The following is a 23,481-nucleotide window of genomic DNA, read 5'->3' as shown; positions in this document are numbered from 1 at the left end:
GGCTCCTTATCTTCCGGCGAGCGCTTGCGCGAAAACTCGAGACGACGGAGCGGCCCCATGAAAATTCTCATCGTGCTCACCTCGCATAATCGGCTCGGCGACACCGGCCGCAAGACTGGCTTCTGGCTGGAAGAGCTCGCCGCCCCTTATTACGCCTTCCAGGATGCCGGGGCGACGGTCACCTTGGCTTCGCCGAAGGGCGGCCAGCCGCCGCTCGACCCCAAGAGCAATGAGCCGGATTTCCAGACCGACCTCACGCGACGCTTCGAGGCGGATGCGGCGGCGAAGGCGCAGCTCGCGCAGACGGTCACGCTCGCCGATGTCCGTCAGGAGGATTTCGACACGGTCTTCTACCCCGGCGGCCACGGTCCGCTCTGGGATCTCGCCGAGGATGCGCATTCGATCGCGCTGCTCGAATCCTTCATCCGCGCGGGAAAGCCCATCGCCCTCGTCTGCCATGCGCCGGGCGTGCTGCGGCATGTGGGCGCGCCGGACGGACGGCCGCTGGTCGTGGGCAAAAAGGTGACGGGCTTCGCCAATAGCGAGGAGGAGGCCGTAGGCCTCACCAAAATCGTGCCGTTTCTGGTGGAGGACGAGCTGCGCGCAAAGGGCGGGCTCTTCTCGAAAGGCGCCGATTGGGCGCCTTATGTGGTGCAGGACGGATTGCTGATTACCGGACAGAATCCGGCGTCCTCCGGTCCGGCCGCCCGCAAGCTGCTGGAAGCGCTCGCGAAAGGGTGATGCTCTTTCCGGCGCGGACCCTCATCCGACCCGGCTTCGCCGGGCCACCTTCTCCCGCAAGCGGGAGAAGGGAGAGCCCTGTCACTCTATGACAGAGCCGTTCAGCGCCAGCACGCCGGCGGCGAGATAGAGCGAGCCGGCGATCAATATGCGCGGCGGAACCGCATAGCTGCGCTGCGCGATGATCGCCAGCGCCTCCTCGACGCTCTGCGCGGCCGCCGACCTCATGCCCTCGGCGCAGGCCAGCGCGGCGATCTCTTCCGGCGGCCAGCTCTTATGCTCGCCTTCCACCGGCACGGCGACGACCTCGCCGGCGAGGCCGACGAAATGCTTTATCAGCGCGCGAATGTCCTTCGTCACCTGCGCGCCGCAGACGAAGACCAGCGGCCGGGCGTTCTTCTCCTCGAATTGCGCCATGGCCTCGGCGAGCACGCGGCCGCCGTCGTCATTATGGCCGCCGTCGAGCCAGACTTCCGAGCCCGGCGGAACCAGATCCGCCACCCGTCCGCGCGAGAGCAATTGCAGCCGCGCCGGCCATTCGGCGCGGGTGAGGCCCGCCTCGATATGTTCGGCGCCGATATGCGGCGCCACAGCGCGCAACGCGGCTATGGCGCCGGCGGCGTTGGCCTGCTGATGGCGGCCGGGCAGGCGCGGCAATGGCAGATCGAGTAGGCCGCGCTCGTCCTCATAGACGAAGCGGCCGTTCTCCTCGCGAATATGGAAATCCTCGCCGGCGATGGAGAGCGGCGCGCCGACGCGCCGAGCCTCGCGCTCCAGCACGTCGCGGGCGCCGTCATGCTGCTGAAAGCCGATGATCGCGGGCGCGCCGCGCTTGAAAATGCCAGCCTTCTCATAGGCGATTTTCTCGATCGTATCGCCGAGAAATTCGGGATGATCGCGCGAGATGGAGGTGATGATCGTGGCTTTGGGGCTCTCGATCACATTGGTCGAATCATAGCGCCCGCCGAGGCCCGTCTCCAGCAGCAGCCAATCGGCGGGCTCCTCGGCGAAAAGGGTGAAGGCGGCGACGGTGGTGATCTCGAAGAAGGTCACGGGCCGCTGGCCATTGGCGCGCTCGCAATCTTCCAGCGCCTTTTGCAGGCGGGCGTCGTCCACCAGCGTTCCGGCGAGGCGGATGCGCTCGTTGAAGCGCAAGAGATGCGGCGAGGTATAGACGTGAACGCGCTGGCCGGCGGCCTCCAGAATGGCGCGCAGAAAAGCCAGCGTCGAGCCTTTGCCATTGGTGCCGGCGACATGGATGATCGGCGGCAGCCGGCGCTCGGGATGGCCCATTTCGGCCAGCAGCCATTCGGTCCGTCCGAGGGACAGATCGATCTTCTTGGGATGAAGGTCCAGCAAGCGCGTCAGAATCGCGTCGCGCTGATCCATGATATCGGCTTTCGTTCCGTCAAGCCGCGCGGCGCGGCGCTTTGGTCAGCAGCGCGCAGAGCCGGGCCAGCGTCTCGCGCATTTCCGTGCGCGGCACCACCATATCCACCATGCCATGGTCGCGCAGATATTCGGCGCGCTGGAAGCCCTCGGGCAGCTTCTCGCGAATCGTCTGCTCGATGACGCGCGCGCCGGCGAAGCCGATGATCGCGCCGGGCTCGGCGATGTGAATGTCGCCCAGCATGGCGTAGGAGGCGGTGACGCCGCCGGTCGTCGGATTGGTGAGCACGACGATATAGGGCAGGCGCGCCTCGCGCAGCCGGCGCACGGCGATGGTGGTGCGCGGCATCTGCATCAGCGAGAACATGCCTTCCTGCATTCGCGCGCCGCCGGAGGCGGTAAAGATGATGAAGGGCGTGCGCTTTTCTATCGCGTGCGTCATGCCGGCGATGATCGCCTCGCCCGCCGCCATGCCGAGCGAGCCGCCCATGAACTCGAAGTCCTGCACGGCGACAGTGACGGCGGCGCCTTCGAGCTTGCCATAGGCGATCGTCACCGCGTCCTGATGGCCGGTCTTGAGGCGATATTCCTTGATCTTGTCGACATAGCGCTTGATGTCGCGGAATTTCAGCGGATCGCTCGGCACGTCCGGCGTCGGCGCCACCTCATGCTCGCCATTGTCGAAGAGGCTGGCGAGCCGCGCCTCCACCGGTATGCGCATGTGATAGCCGGAGCCGGGTACGACATAGAGATTGTCCTCTATGTCCTTGTGGAACACCAGCTGGCCGCTCTCCGGGCATTTGACCCAAGCGTTCTCCGGCGCCTCGCGCTTGATGAGGGCTTTGATCTTGGGCGGAACGACGTTGGAATACCAGTTCATGACCAGAGCCTCGCGAGCGCCCCCAAGGCGGATTTCAGCGAGAAGGGCTCGTCCTTCTTCGCCTCTTGCGCCCGCGCGCCGCGCACGCCGCGGGAGAGATCGGCGACGAGGCTCGTGACCGCCTCCACCGTCCGCGGACCGGCGCGATTTTCCGCGTCGAGCGATTTGGCCAGCGCATCGACCAGCGCCGTGCCCACCACCACGCCATCGGCGTAGCGCGCAATGGCGGCGGCGTTCGCCGCCGTCTTGACGCCGAAGCCGACGGCGATGGGCAGAGGCGTGCTGCGCTTGATGCGCGCGACCGCCTCCGACACGCCCGAATAATCCGAGAGCGCCGCGCCGGTGATGCCGGTGAGCGACACATAATAGACGAATCCGCTCGTGTTTTCGAGCACTTTGGGCAGGCGCTTGTCATCCGTGGTGGGCGTCGCCAGGCGGATGAAATTGAGCCCCGCCGCGCGCGCCGGCAGGCACAGCTCGGCGTCCTCCTCGGCCGGAAGATCGACGATGATGAGCCCGTCGACGCCGGCCGCCTTCGCCTCCTCGAGGAAAGCGGGCACGCCATGCACATAGACCGGGTTGTAATAGCCCATCAGCACGATCGGCGTCGCCTGATCCTGCGCGCGGAAGGCGCGGACGAGAGCGAGCGTCTTGTTCAGCGTCATGCCCGACTTCAGCGCCCGGAGGCCGGCCGCCTGAATCGCGGGGCCGTCGGCCATGGGGTCGGTGAAGGGAATGCCGAGCTCGATGACGTCGGCGCCGGCCTTGGGCAGGCTCTTCAATAGAGCGAGCGAGGTCTCGATGTCCGGGTCGCCGGCCATGACGAAGGTCACGAGGGCGGCGCGGCCCTCGGCGCGCAGGGCTTCGAAGCGGGCGTCTATGCGTGTGGTCGTGGCGGCGGAAGTCATGGCCGCAGGCGATAGCATAGGGGAGGGCGAAGGGGAATGGTGGGGTGGCGTTTGGCGGGCGCAGCTTCACCCTCCCTCAGGCGGGGGCGGACCTAGTCAGGCGCAGGCGAGGGCGCGCTTTCACAACGCCCTACGGGGCCGGGGCCGCCGCAAAGACTCGGGCTGCCGCTCCTCCCGCGGCGTTTCGGCCGGGCTCGTCCTGGCCGGGACGAGCCCGGCCAGGACGGCGCTGGAGCTTTTGAGATGTGTGAATGCGATAGCCCCGGCGGGATCGCTTTTTGATAGACGTTTTCGGAAGTCGAGGCGGCGTGATTCATCGCCCCGTCGCGGCGAAATAATCGCGAATGCGCGCGGCGAAACGGATGGCGGCGGGCGTCGCCCTGTCCTCCGGCGCGCTCAGCAGGCAGATCGTGCGGCTGCCGGGGCCGGGCTCCAGCCGCGCGAAATGCAGCGCCGCGACGCCCGAGACGAGCCCCGACACATGGCGCACGTCGGCCGGCACGATAGAGACGTAATCGCCCGAGGCGACGACATTGAGAATGGCCGCGAAAGTATTGAAAGCGATCACGCGCAGCGGCGTCGCATCCGCCTCCGCGAGATAGTCGTCGACCGCCGCCCGCGTGCGAAAGCCATGTCCGAGCAGAGCGATGCTCTCCTCGGACAGGCGCGCCGCCGGGACGCTCTCGGCCTCGCCCAGGCTGTGCCCGCGCGCGCAGACGAACATCAGCGTGTCGGCGTAGAGCGGCTCGGCGCGGCTCTTGGTGTGCGCGCGGGGAAGGCCGACGCCCAGATGCAGCGTCCCGGCCTCGACGCCGGCGTCGATCTCGTCATTGGCCAGCTCCAGAATCTCGAGGTCGATCGCCGGATAGTCGCGCGCGAAATCGGTGACGATGCGCGGCAGATAGAGCGCGTTGAATGTCTGCGTCACGCCGATGCGCAGCCGGCCGCGCTTCAGCCCGCGATATTCCAGCACGGCCTCGCGAAGCCGCTCCGTTTCCGCCATCACCCGGCGCGCGCAGTCGATGGTCAGCAGGCCGGCCTCGGTCGGCTCGACCTTATGCGCCGTCCGCGTGAACAAAGCGACGCCGAGCTCCGCCTCGAGGTCCTGGATCTGCTGGGAGAGCGTCGGCTGCGTCACGTTCAGCGAGCGGGCGGCGCGCGTGAAGCTGCGCTCCTCGCCGACGCGGATCAGATAGCGGAGCCGTCGGAAGTCCATCGGACTCCTATATCATAGGTAAAGCCTATTTTCAGTATTGAAAACAAGTCTTGGACCTATTCTCAAATTCGAATGAAGACAGACCGTCGCAACCAAGAGGGAGACGGGCCATGACCGCCCAGCGGGTTTTCCATTCGGCCGATTTCGACAAGACGCCGCCGACATTCGAAGTGATTTTGCCGGAGCGGCTCGCGCATCGCGGCGTCGAGAAGGACGATGCGCGCGCCGCCTATTCGGTCGAGCGCAAGCATCCGGTGCATTTCATCGATCTGCCATCGCACGCCATCAGCCTCACGGTCGGCGGGCTCACGCCGGGCGGCCGCTCCAACCGCCATCGCCACACTTATGAGACCATTCTTTATGTGCTCGAGGGGCGCGGCTATTCGATGATCGAGGACCGCCGCATCGAGTGGGAGGCGGGCGACGCCGTCTATATTCCGGTCTGGGCCTGGCACCATCATGTGAACGCCGATCCGGACAAGCCCGCGCGCTATCTCGCCTGCGAGAACGCCCCCATGCTCCAGAACGCCGGTCGCCTCGCGATCCGCGAAGAAGCGAAGTGAGACCCGCCATGACCAAAGTGATTCGCGGCATCGTCGCCTATCCCGTCACGCCCTTTTCCGCCGATGGCGGGATCGACGACGGCGCCTTCCGCTGCGTGACGGAAAATCTCCTGCGCTCGCAGCCAGCGGCCATCGCCTTCCTCGGCAGCGCCGGCGAGAGCGCCTATCTGACGGAAGAGGAATGGCGCCATGGCGCTCGCCTCGGCGTCGAAACGGTGGCCGGCCGCGTTCCGGTGATCGTCGGAATCGCCGAGCTGACCACGGCGGCGGCCGTCGCCAAGGCGCGCTACGCCCGCGAGATCGGCGCCGATATGCTGATGGTCATTCCCGTGTCCTATTGGAAGCTGACCGAGGCCGAGATCTTCGATCATTACGCCGCCATAGCGGCGGCGACCGATCTGCCGATCATGGCCTATAATAATCCGGGGACCAGCGGCGTGGACATGTCGCCGGAGTTTCTGGTGCGGCTCGTGCGCGAGCTCGACACGGTGCGCTTCATCAAGGAGAGCAGCGGCGATCTCAATCGTATGCACGCGATCCACAAGCTGTCGGACGGCGCGATCCCCTTCTACAACGGCGCCAATCACATGGCGCTGGAGGCGATCGCCGCCGGCGCTTCGGGCTGGTGCACCGCCGCTCCCAATCTGCTCGACGATCGTCCGGCGCGGCTGTTCGATCTGGTGCAGGCGGGCGATATCGTGCGCGCGCGGGCGCTGTTCTACGACATTCTGCCGGTGCTGCGTTTCATCGTGGTGGGCGGCCTGCCGACGACGGTGAAGGCCGGGCTCGCCCTGCGCGGATTGCCGGCCGGCGCGCCGCGGCCGCCGCTGAAGCCCCTCGTCGAGGCCGATCGTCAGAAGCTCGCCGAATTCCTCGCCGCGCTGCGCGTCGAGCCGGCGGCGGCGTGACCGAGGGGTTGGCCCGCGCCGCGCCCGCGCGGGCGAACGAGGAGGAGGCGGCGATTCATCGCCGTCTCCGACTAAGCGCCGGCTACCTCACATCCCGCCCAAATGCTCCGCCACGGCAAAGATATCCTTGTCGCCGCGTCCGCACAGATTCATCACCATCAGATGATCCTGCGGCTTCTGCGGCGCCAGCTCCATCACCTTGGCCAGCGCATGGGAGGGCTCCAGCGCGGGGATGATGCCCTCGAGCTTGGAGCAGAGCTGGAAGGCGGCGAGCGCCTCCTTGTCGGTGGCCGAGAGATAGGTCACGCGGCCGATGTCGCGCAGCCAGGAATGCTCCGGGCCGATGCCGGGATAATCGAGGCCGGCGGAGATCGAATGGCCTTCGAGAATCTGGCCGTCGTCGTCCATCAGCAGATAGGTGCGATTGCCGTGCAGCACGCCCGGCCGTCCGCCCGCCAGCGAGGCGGCGTGGCCGTTCTCGACGTCCAGGCCATGGCCGGCGGCTTCCACGCCGTAAATCTCCACCGAAGCGTCGTCGAGGAAGGGGTGGAACAGGCCGATGGCGTTGGAGCCGCCGCCGATGCAGGCGACCAGCGAATCGGGAAGCCGACCTTCCGCCTCGAGCATTTGCGCCTTCGCCTCATTGCCGATCACCGATTGGAAATCGCGCACCATGGCGGGGTAGGGATGCGGGCCGGCGGCGGTGCCGATGCAATAGAAAGTGTCGGAGACATTGGTGACCCAGTCGCGCAGCGCCTCGTTCATCGCGTCTTTCAGCGTGCGCGCGCCGGATTGCACCGGGCGGACCTCGGCGCCCAGCATTTTCATGCGGAAGACATTGGGCTTTTGCCGCTCGACATCGACCGCGCCCATATAGACGACGCAATCGAGGCCGAAGCGCGCGCAGGCGGTGGCGGTGGCGACGCCGTGCTGGCCGGCGCCGGTCTCGGCGATGATGCGCTTCTTGCCCATGCGGCGGGCGAGCAGAATCTGGCCGAGCACATTGTTGATCTTATGCGCGCCGGTATGGTTCAGCTCGTCGCGCTTGAAATAGATTTTGGCGCCGCCCTCGCCGCCGACCGCCGCCGTGAGGCCGCGCAAATATTCGGTCATGCGCTCGGCGTAATAGAGCGGGCTCGGCCGGCCGACATAATGCTTCAGCAGACTGTCCAGCTCGGCCTGAAAGGAGGGGTCGGCCTTGGCCTCCCCATAGGCGCGCTCGAGGTCGAGGATCAGCGGCATCAAGGTCTCGGCGACGAAGCGGCCGCCGAACAGGCCGAAGCGGCCATTCTCGTCCGGGCCGTTGCGGAAGGAATTGGGGGTCTGCTCGTTCAACGCCGTTCGTCCTCGGGGCTGTTCGCTGCCGGTCTCTTTCAGAGCCGACTCTCATAGACGTTCAGCCGCCAGGATGAAAGCGTCGGCGTCCTCTCGTTTGGAGTCGACGTCCCCTGATCGAGCGGGGCGGCGCTCGATTCGGGCGCCCGGACAGAGAGGGAACGGCTCGGTCGCGCATTCGCGTCCGTTGCAGCGAATTGCTCTCGAAGATAAACGAAAGGGGACCTTTTCGGTCCCCTTCGCCTTTCACTCTCCTCGCGGAGAAACGGACACCCTTTCGGGGCCGCAGGTAACGTTACATCTAGCGATGGTCGCTAATTCCGTCAACGGAAAACTCGTTGTTCGAGAACGCGGGCGGCCTCCATAAAAGTCAATCGAGCTTTGGAAGCCAAGCCATGAGCTTATCGATTACCAGCCTGAACTCCTGAATATCGAGCCGAGGCGTGTTCTTTCCCCAGAGCATCTGAAGTCTGGCCGTCGAAACCGTGTGGGGGTGGTTGCAGACGACGTAGGAGACCTTTCCCTTCTCGATCTCGAGCGACAGCTTGTGCGCCCATCTCCCGCTCTCGCCTTCCTGTGGGTCGGTGGATGTGGGGAGGACGAGGCAGTGCCCAGTGAGCGTATGCTTGAACGACACAATGACGGCAGGGCGTGTCTTACCCATTTCGGGCAAAATGGGCTCCATTCCGAAGTCGCACCAATAAATTTGGCGAATGGCCGGAACGGCTTTAATTCGCGGGCGAATACGGCGAGGCTTGTATTCAGAACCGGTTCCGGCGGATTTTATTGCATTACCGGGCGTCGGCGGCCTTTCTTCATCGTTCATTTTCGAGAATGCCCCCGATAAATTCGATCGTTCTACGCAAACGCCGGCGAATTTCGTGCGCTAGAAAAACGCTCCGCCTTTTCGCGCCGCCGCGACGAAGGCCGCGATCTTCGCTTCGTCCTTCACGCCCCGCTCGCGCTCCACCCCGGACGACACGTCCACCGCCGGCGCGCCGGTGAGCCGCAGCGCCTCCGCCACATTGGCGGGGTCGAGGCCGCCAGAGAGCATCCAGTCGCCGCTGCTGTAGCCGCGCATCAGCTCCCAATCGAAGACGGTCCCGGCTCCGCCGGGGACGGCGGCGTTCGGCGCGGGCTTGGCGTCGAAGAGGAGAATGTCGGCGACCTCCCGAAAGGCCGCAGCGCTGGAAACATCCGCGGCGCCGGCGACGCCGATCGCCTTGATGACGGGCAGGCGGAAGCGCGCCTTCACGGCGGCGACGCGCTCTCGCGTTTCCCGGCCGTGCAATTGCAGAAGATCCGGCGCGAGAGCGGCCACGATGGCGTCGAGCGTGGAATCGTCGGCGTCGACGGTGAGAGCCACTTTGCGGATGCGTTCCTGCGCGACCCGGCCGAGTTCCCGCGCCGTCTCGAGCGTGATGTGGCGAGGGCTTTTCTCGAAGAAGACGAAGCCGGCCATATCCGCGCCGGCGGCGATCGTGGCCTCGAGCATCGGCAGGGTGGACAAGCCGCAGATTTTGACGATCACGCCGGCCAAGCTTCCCTCTCGCGGCTTCCGTAACGGGGCGGCTACCCTATCATGATCCGCTCGGGCCTGAAAAACGCCATATCCTCGAGGCGAAGTCGCCGCAGCCGGCGATCTCGGCCGCCGGTTTGCGCAGTCGAGCTTTCGTGTTAGACGGAACGTTCCGACGCTGTGTTTCTCGCGCGTCGAAGCCGGGCGGCCGCAGCGCCGCTCTGTCGAAGAGCCGGTCCCTGGAAGGAACAGCTTTCTTGTCCATTCCGCTTCGCTACATCATGTCGATCGGGGGCTATATCCTCCGCCAGCATCTCGCAGGCCGGAAGCGCTATCCGCTGGTGCTGATGCTCGAGCCGCTGTTTCGCTGCAATCTCGCCTGCGCCGGCTGCGGCAAGATCGACTATCCGGACCATATTCTCGATAAGCGCCTCTCGGCGCAGGACTGCCTCACCTCGGTGGACGAATGCGGCGCGCCGGTCGTCGTCATCGCCGGCGGCGAGCCGCTGCTGCACAAGGAGCTGCCTAGAATCGTCGAAGGCATAATGGCGCGCAAGAAATTCGCCATCGTCTGCACCAATGCGCTGCTGCTGGCCAAGAAGATCGATCAGTATAAGCCCAGCCCCTATTTCACTTGGTCGATCCATCTCGACGGCGACGAGGAGATGCATGATCGCGCGGTGAGCCAGAAGGGCGTCTACAAGCGCGCCGTCGAGGCGATCAAGCTGGCGAAGTCGAAAGGCTTCCGCGTCACCATCAACAGCACCTTCTTCCAGGACGCCGATCCGGCCCGCGTCGCCGATTTCTTCGACGAGGTGAAGCGCATCGGCATAGACGGCATGACGGTGTCGCCGGGCTACGCCTATGAGCGCGCGCCCAATCAGGCGCATTTCCTCAATCGCGCCCGCACCAAGGAGCTGTTCCGCGGCATTCTGAAGCGCGGACGCGGCGGACGCGATTGGTCCTTCGTGCAGTCGGGCCTGTTCCTCGACTTTCTGGCCGGCAATCAGACCTATCATTGCACGCCCTGGGGCAATCCGGCGCGCACCGTCTTCGGCTGGCAGCGTCCCTGCTATCTCCTGGGCGAGGGCTATGCTCAGAGCTTCAAGCAGCTGATGGACGAGACCGATTGGGACTCCTACGGCGTCGGCAATTATGAGAAATGCGCCGATTGCATGGTCCATTGCGGCTTCGAGGCCACGGCGGTGAAGGACGCCGTCGCGCGGCCGTGGAAGGCGGCGCTGGTCGCTCTGCGCGGCGTGAGGACGGAAGGCGATTTCGCGCCCGACATCTCGCTCGAGAAGCAGCGGCCGGCGCAATATGTCTTCGACAAGAATGTCGCGACTCTCTCAGAGCTCCGAGAGGCCGAGGCTAAGGAGCGGGCCGAGAAGACGCCCACAGCGGCCTAAGGTCGCCGAGGATTTGCGAAAGTCCAGACCGGCGAGAATGAGATCGCCGATCTGGCGCGGCTCGCGGGCGAGATCGCGGAACACGGCCCGGAAATCGACGCCGCCGTCCGGCGTGACGGCGGAGGTGGCCAGCGGCGGCAGCGCCCGCGCCGCCGGATCGTTGACGACGCGCACCACGGCGAGCGGCAGGCGCCGCCTCTCGGCGAAATCCGCAGCGATATGCGTCTCCATATCGACGACGGCGGCGCCGGTCTTTTTTCGCAGCGCCGCCTTTCCCTGGGGATCGAGCACGGGCGCTTCGACGCCGGCGATGACGCCCGCGACGATTTTGCCGCCCGAGGCGCCGAGGCCTTCGCTCAAAATGGACGAGAGCTCGGCGCTGGTCTCATAGCGCTTGTCCTCCGCGACGACGGAGGAGCCGATAACGACGTCGCCCGGCCGCAGCGCCGGATCGAGCCCGCCCGCTATGCCGAAGCTGACGACGCCCGCGAGCGCGAAGCCCTGCGTGCGCTCCAGCGCGGCGCGCAGTCCCTCCGTGTCGGCGCCGCTGCAAATCGGCACCAGACCTTCGCCCTCGGCGCAGGCGCGCTCGCTCAGCAGCCCCGTGATGATGAGGAACCGCGGGGGCTCCACCTCATCCGGGCCGTCCAAGCGACGTCTAGAGTCCGGTCTGGACAATTTTGCTGTTGCCCCTCTCGAGGTTACGATAGCGCGCGAGCGCCCACAGCGGGAAGAATTTCGCGTAGCCGTGATAGCGCAGATAGAAGACCCGCGGGAAGCCCGTCGCGGTGAAGCGCTCCTCCTTCCACAGGCCGTCCTTGTCCTGATTGGCCTGCAGATAGGCGACGCCGCGGGCGACCGCCGGATGGCCGACCTCGCCCGCCGCCATCAGCGTGAGCACGCCCCAGGCCGTTTGCGAGGCCGTGCTCGGCGCTTTCTCATAGCCGCGATAGTCGAGCTTGTAGCTGTCGCCATCCTCGCCCCAGCCGCCGTCCTCGTTCTGGATCGCGACGAGCCAGTCGACGGCGCGGCGCATGGCGCGATGCTCCGGCTTCAGCCCGGCGGCGTTGAGCGCGCAGAGCGTCGACCAGGTCCCGTATATATAGTTCATTCCCCAGCGGCCGAACCAGCTGCCGTCCGGCTCTTGCTCGGCGAGGAGATAATCGACGCCGGCTTTCATGCGGGGGCTGGTTTCGATCGTGTCGCCGAGCTGCGCCAGCATGGAGACGCAGCGGGCCGAGACGTCCGATGTCGGCGGATCGAGCAGCGCGCCATGATCGGCGAAGGGAATGTGGTTGAGATAATAATATTCATTGTCGGCGTCGAAGGCGCCCCAGCCGCCATTCTTGCTCTGCAGGCCTTCGACCCACTCGCGCGCGCGGGCGATGCGCTCGTCATAGGGCCGGTCGGAGCGGCCGGCGTAGGAGCGATCCATCGCCGTCACCACCACGGCGGTGTCGTCGACATCGGGATAATAGGCGTTGGCGTATTGGAAGGCCCAGCCGCCGGGTCGCACGTTCGGCCGCTGCACGGCCCAATCGCCCTTCACATCCAGCACTTGCAGCGGCGCGAGCCAATCGAGCCCGGCGCGGGCGCGGGCCTCCTCCTCCTCGCCGCCGACCTCGAGCAGCGTATGGCAGGCGAGCGCCGTGTCCCACACGGGCGAGACGCAGGGCTGGCAATAGGCTTCGTCTTCCTTGATCACCAGCAGGCGCTCGATCGATTCGCGCGCCAGTCTCACCCGCTCGTCATCGGCGGGAACGCCGAGCACATCATACATCAGCAGGCTGTTGACCATCGCGGGGAAAATGGCGCCGAGCCCGTCGACGCCGTTGAGCCGCTCGGTGACGAAGGCTTCCGCCGCTTTTATCGCGCGCCAGCGCGGGCCTTTCGGAAACAAAGGCTCGGCGGCGCGCAGCAGTCTGTCGATCGCGCCGAACATCGCGACCAGCGCCGGATGCTGATGCGCGCCGGTCGGCCATTTCTTCACCTCGTTCGGCGGGGTGGCGAAGAGCTCGCCGATATGCACGCCGAGGCGATTGACCGCCTGCGGCTTCAGCGTCTGCAGCACCAGCAGCGGCACGAGGACGGTGCGGCCCCAATAGGAAATCTTGTCGATATGGAAGGGAAACCATTTCGGCAGCAGCATGATCTCCACCGGCATGGCCGGCACGCCGCGCCAGGGAATCTCGCCATAGAGCGCCAGCAGCGCGCGCGTGAAGACATTCGTGCGCGCCGCGCCGCCATGGGCGAGGATCGCCTCGCGCGCCCGCTTCATATGCGGCGCGTCTCTATCGTCGCCGATCATCTTCAGCGCGAAATAGGCCTTCACGCTGGCGCTCATATCGAAGGCGCCTTCGTGGAACAAAGGCCAGCCGCCATGCGCGCCCTGAATGCGGCGCAGATAAACGGCGATTTTGCCCTCGAGCGCGTGATCGATCGGCTCGTCGCGGAAATGGCGCATCAGCACATATTCGGCGGGAATGGTGGCGTCGGCCTCGAGCTCGAAGCACCAATGGCCGTCGCCTTTGGCGAGCGCGCGCAGCGCGCCGGACGCGCGCGCAATGCTCTGGTCGAGCGCGTCGTCGCGCTTCGGCTCGATCGCAAGGGCGGCGGTCATATCTTCGCGCTCCATCGCAGTTCGGTCATCACGATCCCTTCGTCTCTTTTTTCAAAAGAATGGTCTATCCGCGTCACAGACGCGCGACGCGCAGCGCCGGAGCCTCCGCGCCGTTCGGCGGCTTGACGACGATCTCGACGTCCTGCCCCAGCGCCACCAGAAAACGCAGCAGCCGCTCGACCGAGAATTGGCGGAAATCGCCGCGCAGCATTTTGGAGACGTCCGGCTGCTTGACGCCGAGCAGGCCGGCGGCCTCCACCTGCTTCAAGCCGCGCTCCTTCATCAGCCGGCCGATCTTGCCGATGAGCTGCGCTTTGAGCGCGTTTTCCGCGCCGCAGGGCGAGGTTTCATAAGTCTCAGGACAATCCCGCATCTTCGCCGCTCAGTGCAGGAAAAGCTTGTAGAAGAGGGCGACCTCGAATGCGAGGGTGAAGCCGAGCATCCATTTTACCAATGCGAACTCGCCGTCGAGACGGGCAATCTTCATGTCGAGCCGGTGATCGACTGCGTCGATCTTCGAGCCGAGACTATGTTCTAAGCTGTCAATTCTCCCGCCGAGCTCGTGCTTTGCAGCCTCGAGGTCGGACTTCACGCTGTCGATGCGCGCGCCGAGCTCGGACTTCACGCCACCGATCTGTGCGCCGAGCTCGTGCTTCGCCGCCTCGAGATCGGCCTTGGTGGCCGCCTGCGAGTCGATGAGCTCGGCGAGCGCCGTCACTTGCTCCGTGGAGAAGCCGGCTGCTTGGAGCTTCAAGATTGCCGATGCGCTCATCTCGCCGCTGGTCTCCGTCTGAAATCCGTCTCGTTCAATATGGTGATCTAACCATATCGTCAAGCGCCGGATCAGGCTGGCTCATCGCTTGCTACCTGATTTCACGGGTCCGCTCCGGGTCGCACGGAGCGTGGATGTTTGTTCGAAAGGGGTCAGCCCATGGACGATCTGTTTGTGATTTGTCGCACAGGCCACATAGAGGACGGCCAAGCTCATGGCTTCGTCCTGATGCGCGCCTATGACAACGGCGACACCAATCCGTGGCCGATCCTCATCACCCGCAAGGGCAACAATTTCTACGGCTTCGAGAACTCCTGCCCGCACGAGCAGATGCGTCTCGACACCTCGCCGGGCAATTTCCTCGACGAGTCGGGCAATTTCCTCGAATGCGGGCGGCATCGCGCCCAATTCGATCTCGACACCGGCCATTGCTTCATCGGCCCGTGCCAAGGCGGAAAGCTGACGCCTCTCTCGCTCGTGATCGACGACGGCGACGTCTGCATCACCGGTGTGATGCTGGCGGACGAGTGAAGACGGGCGCCGCGCCCGAGAGAGGGGCTCGGGAAGCGAGCGCCCAAGCAAAGACCTGGACAGCAGAGACTGGGGACAGGAAGGATATTCCATGACGGACATGGCGGAACTGCAAAAGCGCAAGCAGCCTCTCAATCTGGCGATCGTCTATGTCGATCCCGACGCCTTCATCGCCAATTATATGGGCTGGCTGGAGATCACGACATTCATCACCGCCCTGCGCGCCGGCGATGTGACGGTTCCCGCCGATGGCGTGACGCCCAAGCTCACGGACCAGCAATTGAAGGGCGCCGCTGCGGTCAATTACGGCGGCGACGCCGTCTTCGCGTTCTTCATGACGGCGGCGCTCAAGGGCGACAAGGCGGCGGCCGACAAGGTCGAGGCGGCGCTCACCGAGGCCATGGGCAAGGATTTCCCCGGCTCGACCTCCTTGTGGTCCTTCCGCACCCCCATGGACCCGCCGATCAGCCTCGAGGATCATGTCGGCGCCGCCGGCAAGAAGATGCTGCTCGGCGACATTCCGCCGCCGCCGATGCGCGCCAAGGAGAATTGGAACGCGGGCATTCGCTTCTTCGAGCAGGCGCGCAAATCCAACTTCGTCCATGAGATCATGTATCCGCTGGCGCTGTGGAGCCGCGAGCGCTGGACCGAGACGCTGGAGAAGGGCATCTCCTTCCTCACCCATATCGAGGACAATGTCCCCGTGCTTCGCGAGGTGCTCGAGGAAAAGCGCAATGATCAGGCATTCGTCGCCAATCTGCTGCTGAAATTGGCGCCGGCCATCGATCAAGAGCTGACCGAGGATATGGAGGGCTTCCTGCGCTCTCTGGCGCGCCGCAACTGAACCGGCTCGAGCGCGGCGTATGACTTACTGTCATACGCCGCGGCTAGCCTCCCTCCTCCCGATTCGCCGCCGGCGCGGGAGAAGTGGGAGGCCATGATGATCAATTCGCCGCTGCTCGTCTCGGTGACGATAGAGCCCAAGCACGAAGATGATTGGGAAGAACTCGTCGAAGCGCTGGCGCGCCTCTCCGCCGGCGCTTCGGGACTGCGCATCTCGGACCTCGATGCGATCGACCGAACGCGCGCGCTGCTCGAGGCCGCGAGCGAGGAGCGGCTGAAAGAGACCATCGCCCGATTTCTGGAGCTGTCGCCGGTGGAGGCGATCATCGGCGCGCCGCGCGTCGCCTATCGCGAGCGCCTGTCGCGCCGCCAGGAGATCGATTTCACCCATAAGCGGCCCGGCCAATACGCCCGCGTGAAGCTGGTCTTCGATCCCGATGGCGCAGGCGGCGAGATTTTTGAAAATCGCGCGCCCGCGAGCGCGGTCCCGGCCGAATTCGTCGATGGCGTGGAGCGCGGCGTCGTTTCCGTGGCGGAGACGGGCGTCATTCTCGGTTGTCCGGTGGTGGAGATGAAGGCCGTGCTGGTGGACGGCGCCGGCCATGGCTCGGATTCATCGGTGCTCGCCTTCGAGATCGCCGCGCGCGCCGCGACGCGGGAGGCTCTCGCCAAGAGCAGCGAATTGCTGGAGCCGATCATGAGCGTCGAAGTCACGGCGCCCAATGACAGCGCGGAGGCGGTGATCGCGGATTTGCGCGGGCGGCGCGCGCAGGCGCTGAAGGCGCAGCAGGGCGACGAGACCACGCGGATAACGGCGACCGCGCCGCTCGCGGAACTGCTCGGCTATGGCGAGGCGCTGAGCGCGCTGACCAAAGGCCGCGCGAACTCTAGTTTGCGGTTCGTCCATTATGCGCCGACGACGCCGGGGGATGATACGCCCTTCCGCCCCGTCGCGGCCGTGCGGCCGAGCGCCGCGGTCTGAAAAAGCGCCGGCCCGAAAGCTCCGGGCCGGCGAATGTCGATCAGCGCGAGTAGAACTCGATGACGAGGTTCGGCTCCATCTGCACCGGATAGGGCACTTCGGAGGGGAGCGGCACGCGCGTGAGCTTGGCCGTCATCTTCTGATGGTCGACCTCGTAATATTCCGGCACGTCGCGCTCGGAGAGGCCGGCCGCCTCGAGGACGATGAGGATCTGCCTGGAGCTCTCCTTCACCTCGACGACGTCGCCCGGCTTCACCAGATAGGACGGAATGTTCACCCGGCGGCCATTCACCTTGATGTGGCCGTGGTTGATGAACTGCCGCGAGGCGAAGACGGTCGGCACGAATTTGGCGCGATAGACCACGGCGTCGAGACGGCGCTCGAGCAGGCCGATCAGATTGTCTCCCGAGTCGCCCTTCAGCCGGATGGCCTCCGCATAATATTTGCGGAACTGCTTCTCGGAGATATTGCCGTAATAGCCCTTGAGCTTCTGCTTGGCCTTGAGCTGCGTGCCGAAGTCGGAAGGCTTGCCCTTGCGGCGCTGGCCGTGCTGGCCGGGGCCGTATTCGCGACGGTTCACCGGGCTCTTCGGGCGGCCCCAGATGTTCTGTCCGAGACGGCGGTCGATTTTATATTTGGCTTCGGCGCGCTTCGTCACTTGCCGGCGTCCTCTTTTTTTTCGCAGCCTCGCACAAGCGCGAAAACGAGACGCCGCGCCCGGCCTCGGTCAGAGGCGAGCGTCGCCGAACCACGTTCCCGCGCGACGAGGTCATGCCTCTCGCGTCAAAAGAACGCGCCCTCCTCTGCCGGAATTCCGGCCGACAGGCCTTTTTTACGAAAGGCCACGGGTGCGGGCCGGCGAAGGTTTCCCCGCGCCGGACCTGGGGTGATTATCCGCGCCCTTGGCGGAAGTCAACAATTTTGCGCCGAGCGCGATTTCGTCATGCGGCCGGAAGCGGCGATCGCGGGCGCCTCGCGCTTTTCACGGATTGCCGACGAAATCCGCCGTCGCTACGACTTTGGGCGGCTCTGACCGGTTCAGCGGGGGGAGACGGTATGTCCGATTGGCGTCGCCGATTGTATGACCATTATGTCTCGAGCGAACAGGGCGGGGCGAGCTCTTCGAGCGGCTACCGTTCCGAAGCGCCATTCATCAATCATCTGATTGCGCGCCACCTCCCGGCCGACCGCGATATTCGTATTCTGGATTTGGGGTGCGGCGCCGGCGGCGCGATATTTTGGCTGAAAAAGGCCGGCTATCGCAATGTGGCGGGCGTCGATTCCTCGCCGGAAATGGTCGCCGCCGCCGCAAAGGGCGGCGTTCACGAAGTGAAGCTCGGCGATTTACGAGAAGAATTGAAAAACACCGCCGACAACTCCGTCGATCTCGTCATCGTCATCGACGTTCTGGAACATATGAGCCGGGATGTTTTGTTCGAGGCGTGCGGCGATATTTTCCGGGTGCTGCGGCCGGGCGGACATATCATCGCCCATGTCCCCAATGCCGAGGGCATTTTCGGCTCACGGAGCTTATATGGCGATCTGACCCATGAATTGGCCTTCACCTCGACGTCCGTGCGACAGCTCTTTCTGACGATCGGCTTCCGCGAAATCGAATGCTATGAGGACAAGCCCAGGCCACATAATTTGAAAAGTGGTCTCAGAGCGCTCGTCTGGCAGATCGGGTCGACCCTGTTTCGCGCGCTCCATGCAGCGGAGACGGGGTCGTTCGACTGCATTTTGTCGCAGAATCTGCTGGCGATCGCGAAAGCGCCTAGAGCGTTTTCGAGCGAAGCGGGAACCGGTTCGCGTGAAGAAAACACGACCAAACAAAGGGATATCTCAAGTCATTCCGGTTCGATCCGAACCGGAACGACTTGAGGTCTCGCCTCGCTCAGGGTGCGGGAAACAGCGCGTCGGTCTTGCCGCTCAAACGATAGGCGACGAGGCCGACCCACTCATGCGTGGCGAGATCGGTCAGGCGGAGCATATCCGCCGCATTTTTGTGAAGGCTGATATCCGTCCAATATCCCCGAGTACGATAGGCGACAGGGTAGGGGATCGCCGGAAATTCGACGCGCCGGAAAATACCGACCGAGCGCGGCATATGCATCGCCGATGTGACCAGGAGCCAGCGTTCGCCCGGCTTCGGCGCCGCCAGCTCGCGAGAGAAGACGGCGTTCTCGAAAGTATTGCGCGATTTGTCCTCGAGGATGAGCCGCGCCGGATCGACGCCCATTTGCTCGAAGAAACGCCCGGCGACCTGCGCCTCGGAATAGGGCGAGCCGCGCAGCGCCGCCGAGCCGCCAGTGAAGAGAAGGCGCGCTTTCGGATAGCGGCGGGCCAATTCGACGGCGGCGGTCAGGCGCTCGGCGGCGTCATTGAAGGCGACGCCGCCGCGCGCCATGCTGATGTTCTCGTCGAAGGCGCCGCCGAGCACGATGATCCCGTCCGGCGCGGGGCTATCGGGCGCCGGCCGCGCGAAGCGATTCTCCAAGGGGAGCGCCAGATAGATCGCGAGCGGCGAGAAGGACATGACGACGAGGGCGAATATCCCCGCCGCCGCCAGCGTGCGGCCCGTCTTGGCGAAGCGCGTGAACAGCAGGGCGACGCCGCTCGCGGCCAGCAATATGGCGACATGCGCCGGATTGACGAAGAATTCGCCGATCTTGGAAAGAAGAAAGAACATTGTCGCTCGCAATGGCTGCGGCGGCCGGCGGACGCCTGTGCGGCGCCTGCCGTGCTCGCCCGATCGATCGACGCTCACATATTCGGATAATTCGGGCCGCCGCCGCCCTCCGGCGGAACCCAATTTATGTTCTGCGCCGGGTCCTTTATGTCGCAAGTCTTGCAGTGCACGCAATTCTGCGCGTTGATGACGAAGCGCGGATCGCTCTTCGTCGCCTCCTCCGCATAGACCACCTCATAGACGCCCGCCGGGCAATAGAGCCGCGCCGGCTCGCCATAGATCGGCAGATTCTTCTCGATCGGGATCGAAGGATCGGCGAGCTTCAGATGGCACGGCTGATCCTCCTCATGGTTCGTGTTGGAGACGAACACGGAGGAGAGCTTGTCGAAGACCACCTTGCTGGTGAGCTTCGGATAGACGATCGGCGTCACCTGCGAGAGCGGCTTCAGGCAGGCGTAATCCGGCTTGCCATGCTTCAGCGTGCCGAAGATCGAGAAGCCGAACAGCTCATTCGTCCACATGTCGAAGCCGCCGAGCGCAATGCCGAGCTTGGTGCCGAATTTCGACAGCAGCGGCTTCACATTGCGGACCGGCTTCAAATCCTTGCCGATGTCGCTCGTGCGCCAGGCGGCGTCATAGGCCGAAACCTCGTCATGCGCGCGGCCTTCGGCCAGCGCCGCCGCCACATGATCGGCGGCGAGAATGCCGGACAGCACGGCGTTGTGCGAGCCCTTTATGCGCGGGACGTTCATGAAGCCGGCCGAGCAGCCGATCAGCGCGCCGCCGGGGAAGGTGAGCTTGGGCACGCTCTGCCAGCCGCCCGAGGTGAGCGCGCGCGCGCCATAGGCGAGGCGCTGCCCGCCTTCCAGCACCGGCGCGATGGCGGGATGCGCCTTGAAGCGCTGGAACTCGTCGAAGGGCGAGAGCGTCGGATTGGAATAGTTGAGATAGACGACGAAGCCGACCGAAACGAGATCCTCGTCGAAATGATAGAGGAAGGAGCCGCCGCCTGTGTCGTCGGCGAGCGGCCAGCCGACCGAATGCTGCATATGGCCGGGGCGGTGCTTCTCCTTGGGGATGCGCCACAGCTCCTTGAGGCCGATGCTGAATTTCTGCGGCTCGCTATTGGCTTCGAGCGCGTATTTCTTCAGCAGCTCCTTGGCCAGCGAGCCGCGCGCGCCTTCCGCGATCAGCGTATATTTGCCGCGCAGCTCCATGCCGCGGGTAAAGCTGTCCTTGGGCGCGCCGTCGCGGCCGACGCCCATATCGCCTGTGGCGACGCCGAGCACCTCGCCCTTTTCGCCATAGAGCAGCTCCGCGCCGGCGAAGCCCGGATAGATTTCGACGCCGAGCCCCTCCGCCTCCTGCGCCAGCCAGCGCACGACGTTGGCGAGCGAGCCGATGAACTTGCCTTCATTGCTCATCAGCTTCGGATTGATGACATGCGGGATGGTGACGGCGCTGGTCGAGGTCAGCCAGAACATGTCGTCGCTGGTCACGAGCGTCTTCAGCGGCGCGTCGTCGCGGCTGCGCCAGTCCGGCAGCAGGCGGTCGAGGCCGATCGGATCGATGACCGCGCCGGAGAGAATATGCGCGCCGGGCTCCGAGCCCTTCTCGATGACGACGACCGAGAGATCGGGCGAAATCTGCTTGAGGCGGATCGCGGCGGAGAGGCCGGCCGGGCCGGCTCCGACGATCACGACATCGTAATCCATAGCTTCGCGCGGGGGCAATTCTTCTGTCTCAGCCATCGTCTTTCCCATTTCCGGGCGCGGTCCCTTTCGGGCGCAGTTCGAGGCGCAAGGGGAAGGCCCTCGCGTCGGCGAATTTTAGAATGAGAGCGATTTCATGTTTTTTCGAAAGAGGAAACCCCCGGGCCATGGATTCGGGGCAAGTTTTTCGCCCAAAGAGCCGCCCCCGCCGAATCTTCGGCGCGCTTCCTTCTCCCACTCGTGGGAGAAGGTGGCCCTCGCGTCAGCGGGGGTCGGATGAGGGCTCCTGCCGCTCGCCCAGTTGCACGCCGCTTTTTAATTGAATTCGAAACGGCTCATCTGCAGGGACCCTCATCCGACCCGGCTACGCCGGGCCACCTTCTCCCGCAAGCGGGAGAAGGAATGCGCTAGCCTCCGCTTCGGCTCAGAAGCCGAACCTCCTCACTGTAGGACCCATGACGGCGGCAGGGTCTCGCAAAATGTGATGTGGCTTCCGGTCGATCGCTTCGCGCACATGCCATGACAGCCCCTCACGCTGAGGAGCCCGCGAAGCGGGCGTCTCGAAGCGTCGAAGCGCATCCTGGATCATCCTTCGAGGCTTTTTGCGTTGCGCAAAAAGCGCCTCAGGATGAGGCGATTGTGTTTGCCGGGAAGAAGCGATCACTTGGAAGCTGGACGAAAACCGATGGCGGGTAGCACGTCGGCCCGAATTTCGCCGATGCGCTAGGAGCGGTTGTTCGATCTCGTTCGGGGAAAGCTCGGTCAGCCCGAAGCTAGCGCAGCGCTGAATTCAGACGTGCGAGCAACCAAGACCGGACTGCATCACGGAATGGAGTTTCATAACTAGGCTCCGCCAATGGGGTTCGGTATACCGACTCGGTAGACATACGGATTATAATCTCATCGCCAGCCTCCAACACCTCATACGTTGTGGAGAGCACGCGATCACTGGAGCCTCTGCGTGACCAGAAAAGGGTGTTTCTTCCAAACTCTGAAGTGATGTGCATCCCGGTCTGGCTGAGCGCTAGCGTTCCCTCCAACTCATTCTGCACTTCTTTATAGAGAGTCCAGACTTCCTGAATGGCACACTCGAACCGATTTATCGACTCGAGCCGACGCCGTTCTGACTGAGTATTCATCACGGTTCGAATGGCGATCAAATCATTTTCTGGAGACCCTATCGGGTCTTCCGGGGCCATAATCGTCATCACAGCGTCCCGCATGACTTCCACACTCGAAAGTCTGTTGGCAATTTTTGGCTCGAACGCGTTGTCGAATAACGACAGAAGACGCCGCAACCTTGCTCCGGAAGCCTTCAGAAGGCGAGAGGGAGCTTCGCCTCGTTGGTGTGGTAGTCGCCCCTCCGCGTCCTCGAGAACGGCTGGATGGTCGCCCGTCAGGACGTAGAAGAGGATGCCAGCACAGAAGGTGATGTCCGATCGCGGATCTTGCTTCAAGTAACTGCCGGCTGAAAGCTCCGGCAGTCGAAGGAACCGGTTGCCGACTTCCTGCCAATGCTCCGTCTGGAAATCCGCGTCGACGTGCTCATGATAATTCAGCCCAAAGTCCAGTAGCACGACGTTGTCCGGGGCGCCTTGGACGAGTATGATGTTGTCGGGTTTGACATCTCGGTGAATCAATCCAACAGCGTGACAGTCTCTCAAAATATTAAGCAGCGACATTGTGAGAGCGAGCGCGGTTTCTAATTCCACCTCAGACTTTTCTTCTCGCCACTTCCGGAGCGTTGGCCCTTCGATGAACGTAGTAGCGATGTAAGGATGAAACGAAAAATCCTTGTGCCTGTGGGCGTTGCTCTCGATGAGCGTCGGCGCTCCTGCAACATTGAATGACTCGTAGGCACTGGCTTCACGGAAGAAACGCGCTCGCCGCTCCGGATGGGTTGGGGCCTTGACCGACTTCAGAAACGCAATGCGATCGTCGCTCTTTCTTCTGACCTTATAGGCGTTGCCCTGAGCGCCGCCTTGAAGCGGTTGCAAAACCTCCCAGCGGTTTTTCCAAGATGGGCAGTCGTTCCAAATGTCTGCATCACATTCCATAGCTCAACCTAACTATGCGAGTGGTCTTCCCGGGCAATAAAGAGACGTTTGGCGCTTCGCCTGGACCCGAGATTAGTCGTCGGCGTCGGCCTGAGGAAGCGGTCAACTTTAGCAGCAGCGATCTGCTTGTCATTCGTTGGCGGCAAAGGCCCCTCCGGGTCCAAAAGCCGAATCCCCCACCGCCCGCTCTTGACATATCCTGAAAATATTCCTATCTCTCCCTCGCTCCCGCTGACGCAAGGGCGCGTTTCTCGGGTCAGGGAACGCGGGCGGGGGCCGGCTCCATCCGGGACGGCGACCCCCGTCCCTGGACAGGCGGCGCGTCGCCGGACCGGTGTTTCTCTCCCGTCCACAGGGAAGAGCGAGAGCCGTTCCGTGAGCCCAAGCCTTCGGAAGCGATCGGATCT

24 protein-coding genes are annotated in these 23,481 nt (G+C 64.3%); 9 read left to right on the top strand and 15 right to left on the bottom strand.

From position 1 onward, the window contains the following. Window positions 1-57 precede the first annotated feature (57 nt). Window positions 58-741, top strand: a complete 684-nt coding sequence (locus tag C5689_RS09290) for a type 1 glutamine amidotransferase domain-containing protein (RefSeq protein WP_108917061.1) — start codon at window positions 58-60, stop codon at window positions 739-741. An 81-nt stretch (window positions 742-822) separates the two neighbouring features. On the opposite strand, the gene C5689_RS09285 is transcribed toward C5689_RS09290, so the two are convergent. The 4 genes from C5689_RS09285 to C5689_RS09270 all read right to left on the bottom strand — a co-directional run bounded on the left by C5689_RS09285 (window position 823) and on the right by C5689_RS09270 (window position 5,134). Beyond that, window positions 823-2,130, bottom strand: a complete 1,308-nt coding sequence (locus C5689_RS09285) for a bifunctional folylpolyglutamate synthase/dihydrofolate synthase (protein WP_108916998.1) — start codon at window positions 2,128-2,130, stop codon at window positions 823-825. Between the two features lie 19 nt (window positions 2,131-2,149). Further along, complete coding sequence (gene accD / locus C5689_RS09280) at window positions 2,150-3,010, bottom strand: acetyl-CoA carboxylase, carboxyltransferase subunit beta (protein WP_108916997.1); 861 nt, start codon at window positions 3,008-3,010, stop codon at window positions 2,150-2,152. After that, window positions 3,007-3,918, bottom strand: a complete 912-nt coding sequence (trpA, locus tag C5689_RS09275; protein ID WP_108916996.1) for a tryptophan synthase subunit alpha — start codon at window positions 3,916-3,918, stop codon at window positions 3,007-3,009. The genes accD and trpA overlap by 4 nt, the downstream gene beginning before the upstream one ends. Window positions 3,919-4,231: 313 nt before the next feature. Beyond that, window positions 4,232-5,134 (bottom strand): LysR substrate-binding domain-containing protein, encoded by a 903-nt coding sequence (locus C5689_RS09270; RefSeq protein WP_108916995.1) that lies wholly within the window; start codon window positions 5,132-5,134, stop codon window positions 4,232-4,234. Between the two features lie 110 nt (window positions 5,135-5,244). Between C5689_RS09270 and C5689_RS09265 the strand changes: the two genes are divergently transcribed. Together C5689_RS09265 and C5689_RS09260 are read left to right on the top strand one after the other, a co-directional pair. Further along, entirely contained in the window at window positions 5,245-5,697 is a 453-nt protein-coding gene (locus C5689_RS09265) for a cupin domain-containing protein (protein WP_108916994.1), read from the top strand. Between the two features lie 8 nt (window positions 5,698-5,705). Further along, the gene (locus tag C5689_RS09260) at window positions 5,706-6,605 is read left to right on the top strand and encodes a dihydrodipicolinate synthase family protein (protein ID WP_108916993.1); all 900 of its coding nucleotides are present in this window, start codon (window positions 5,706-5,708) and stop codon (window positions 6,603-6,605) included. Between the two features lie 87 nt (window positions 6,606-6,692). Here the strand turns inward: C5689_RS09260 and trpB are convergent, their stop codons facing one another. From trpB to C5689_RS09245, 3 genes are all read right to left on the bottom strand, one after another. Then, window positions 6,693-7,940 carry a tryptophan synthase subunit beta gene (trpB, locus tag C5689_RS09255; protein WP_108916992.1) on the bottom strand — a complete coding sequence of 416 codons (1,248 nt, stop codon included), beginning with the start codon at window positions 7,938-7,940 and terminating at the stop codon, window positions 6,693-6,695. 370 nt (window positions 7,941-8,310) lie between these two features. Continuing rightward, entirely contained in the window at window positions 8,311-8,766 is a 456-nt protein-coding gene (locus C5689_RS09250; RefSeq protein WP_108916991.1) for a type II toxin-antitoxin system PemK/MazF family toxin, read from the bottom strand. 60 nt (window positions 8,767-8,826) lie between these two features. Further along, entirely contained in the window at window positions 8,827-9,480 is a 654-nt protein-coding gene (locus tag C5689_RS09245) for a phosphoribosylanthranilate isomerase (protein ID WP_108916990.1), read from the bottom strand. A gap of 236 nt (window positions 9,481-9,716) precedes the next feature. On the opposite strand from C5689_RS09245, the gene hpnH reads away from it, so the two are divergent. Then, window positions 9,717-10,868: an adenosyl-hopene transferase HpnH gene (gene hpnH / locus C5689_RS09240; protein WP_108916989.1), complete on the top strand. Its 1,152-nt coding sequence runs from the start codon at window positions 9,717-9,719 to the stop codon at window positions 10,866-10,868. On the opposite strand, the gene C5689_RS09235 is transcribed toward hpnH, so the two are convergent. The 4 genes from C5689_RS09235 to C5689_RS09220 all read right to left on the bottom strand — a co-directional run bounded on the left by C5689_RS09235 (window position 10,809) and on the right by C5689_RS09220 (window position 14,260). Beyond that, a complete protein-coding gene (locus tag C5689_RS09235) occupies window positions 10,809-11,519 on the bottom strand; it encodes a phosphorylase (RefSeq protein ID WP_244594648.1) in 711 nt (236 codons plus the stop codon). The two genes, hpnH and C5689_RS09235, sit on opposite strands and share 60 nt — an antisense overlap. Before the next feature lie 7 nt (window positions 11,520-11,526). After that, window positions 11,527-13,488, bottom strand: coding sequence for a squalene--hopene cyclase (gene shc, locus C5689_RS09230; protein ID WP_108917059.1), 1,962 nt, complete (start codon window positions 13,486-13,488; stop codon window positions 11,527-11,529). 73 nt (window positions 13,489-13,561) lie between these two features. After that, window positions 13,562-13,861, bottom strand: coding sequence for a helix-turn-helix domain-containing protein (locus C5689_RS09225; protein ID WP_108916988.1), 300 nt, complete (start codon window positions 13,859-13,861; stop codon window positions 13,562-13,564). Between the two features lie 9 nt (window positions 13,862-13,870). After that, on the bottom strand, window positions 13,871-14,260 hold the full coding sequence (locus C5689_RS09220) for a hypothetical protein (protein WP_108916987.1): 390 nt from the start codon (window positions 14,258-14,260) through the stop codon (window positions 13,871-13,873). Window positions 14,261-14,419: 159 nt separating this feature from the next. On the opposite strand from C5689_RS09220, the gene C5689_RS09215 reads away from it, so the two are divergent. From C5689_RS09215 to C5689_RS09205, 3 genes are all read left to right on the top strand, one after another. Further along, window positions 14,420-14,791, top strand: a complete 372-nt coding sequence (locus C5689_RS09215) for a Rieske (2Fe-2S) protein (protein ID WP_108916986.1) — start codon at window positions 14,420-14,422, stop codon at window positions 14,789-14,791. Between the two features lie 91 nt (window positions 14,792-14,882). Then, entirely contained in the window at window positions 14,883-15,635 is a 753-nt protein-coding gene (locus C5689_RS09210) for a hypothetical protein (protein WP_108916985.1), read from the top strand. 93 nt (window positions 15,636-15,728) lie between these two features. After that, complete coding sequence (locus C5689_RS09205) at window positions 15,729-16,616, top strand: translation factor GTPase family protein (protein ID WP_108916984.1); 888 nt, start codon at window positions 15,729-15,731, stop codon at window positions 16,614-16,616. A gap of 40 nt (window positions 16,617-16,656) precedes the next feature. Here C5689_RS09205 and rpsD read toward each other — a convergent pair whose 3' ends face one another. Continuing rightward, a complete protein-coding gene (gene rpsD, locus C5689_RS09200; protein ID WP_108916983.1) occupies window positions 16,657-17,274 on the bottom strand; it encodes a 30S ribosomal protein S4 in 618 nt (205 codons plus the stop codon). A 228-nt stretch (window positions 17,275-17,502) separates the two neighbouring features. On the opposite strand from rpsD, the gene C5689_RS18410 reads away from it, so the two are divergent. Together C5689_RS18410 and C5689_RS09195 are read left to right on the top strand one after the other, a co-directional pair. Beyond that, on the top strand, window positions 17,503-17,649 hold the full coding sequence (locus tag C5689_RS18410) for a hypothetical protein (RefSeq protein ID WP_158271796.1): 147 nt from the start codon (window positions 17,503-17,505) through the stop codon (window positions 17,647-17,649). 23 nt (window positions 17,650-17,672) lie between these two features. Then, a complete protein-coding gene (locus C5689_RS09195) occupies window positions 17,673-18,497 on the top strand; it encodes a class I SAM-dependent DNA methyltransferase (protein ID WP_158271795.1) in 825 nt (274 codons plus the stop codon). Window positions 18,498-18,510: 13 nt separating this feature from the next. Here the strand turns inward: C5689_RS09195 and C5689_RS09190 are convergent, their stop codons facing one another. From C5689_RS09190 to C5689_RS09180, 3 genes are all read right to left on the bottom strand, one after another. Continuing rightward, window positions 18,511-19,305 carry a YdcF family protein gene (locus tag C5689_RS09190; protein ID WP_108916981.1) on the bottom strand — a complete coding sequence of 265 codons (795 nt, stop codon included), beginning with the start codon at window positions 19,303-19,305 and terminating at the stop codon, window positions 18,511-18,513. 74 nt (window positions 19,306-19,379) lie between these two features. Beyond that, on the bottom strand, window positions 19,380-21,056 hold the full coding sequence (locus C5689_RS09185) for an electron transfer flavoprotein-ubiquinone oxidoreductase (protein ID WP_167398702.1): 1,677 nt from the start codon (window positions 21,054-21,056) through the stop codon (window positions 19,380-19,382). A gap of 734 nt (window positions 21,057-21,790) precedes the next feature. Beyond that, a complete protein-coding gene (locus tag C5689_RS09180; RefSeq protein ID WP_108916979.1) occupies window positions 21,791-23,074 on the bottom strand; it encodes a serine/threonine protein kinase in 1,284 nt (427 codons plus the stop codon). Window positions 23,075-23,481 lie beyond the last annotated feature (407 nt).

Source organism: Methylosinus sporium (assembly GCF_003113265.1).
Taxonomy (GTDB): Bacteria; Pseudomonadota; Alphaproteobacteria; order Rhizobiales; family Beijerinckiaceae; genus Methylosinus; species Methylosinus sporium.
The sequence above is the reverse complement of the archived record's forward strand: the minus strand, read 5'-3'. Positions and strand labels throughout refer to the sequence as shown.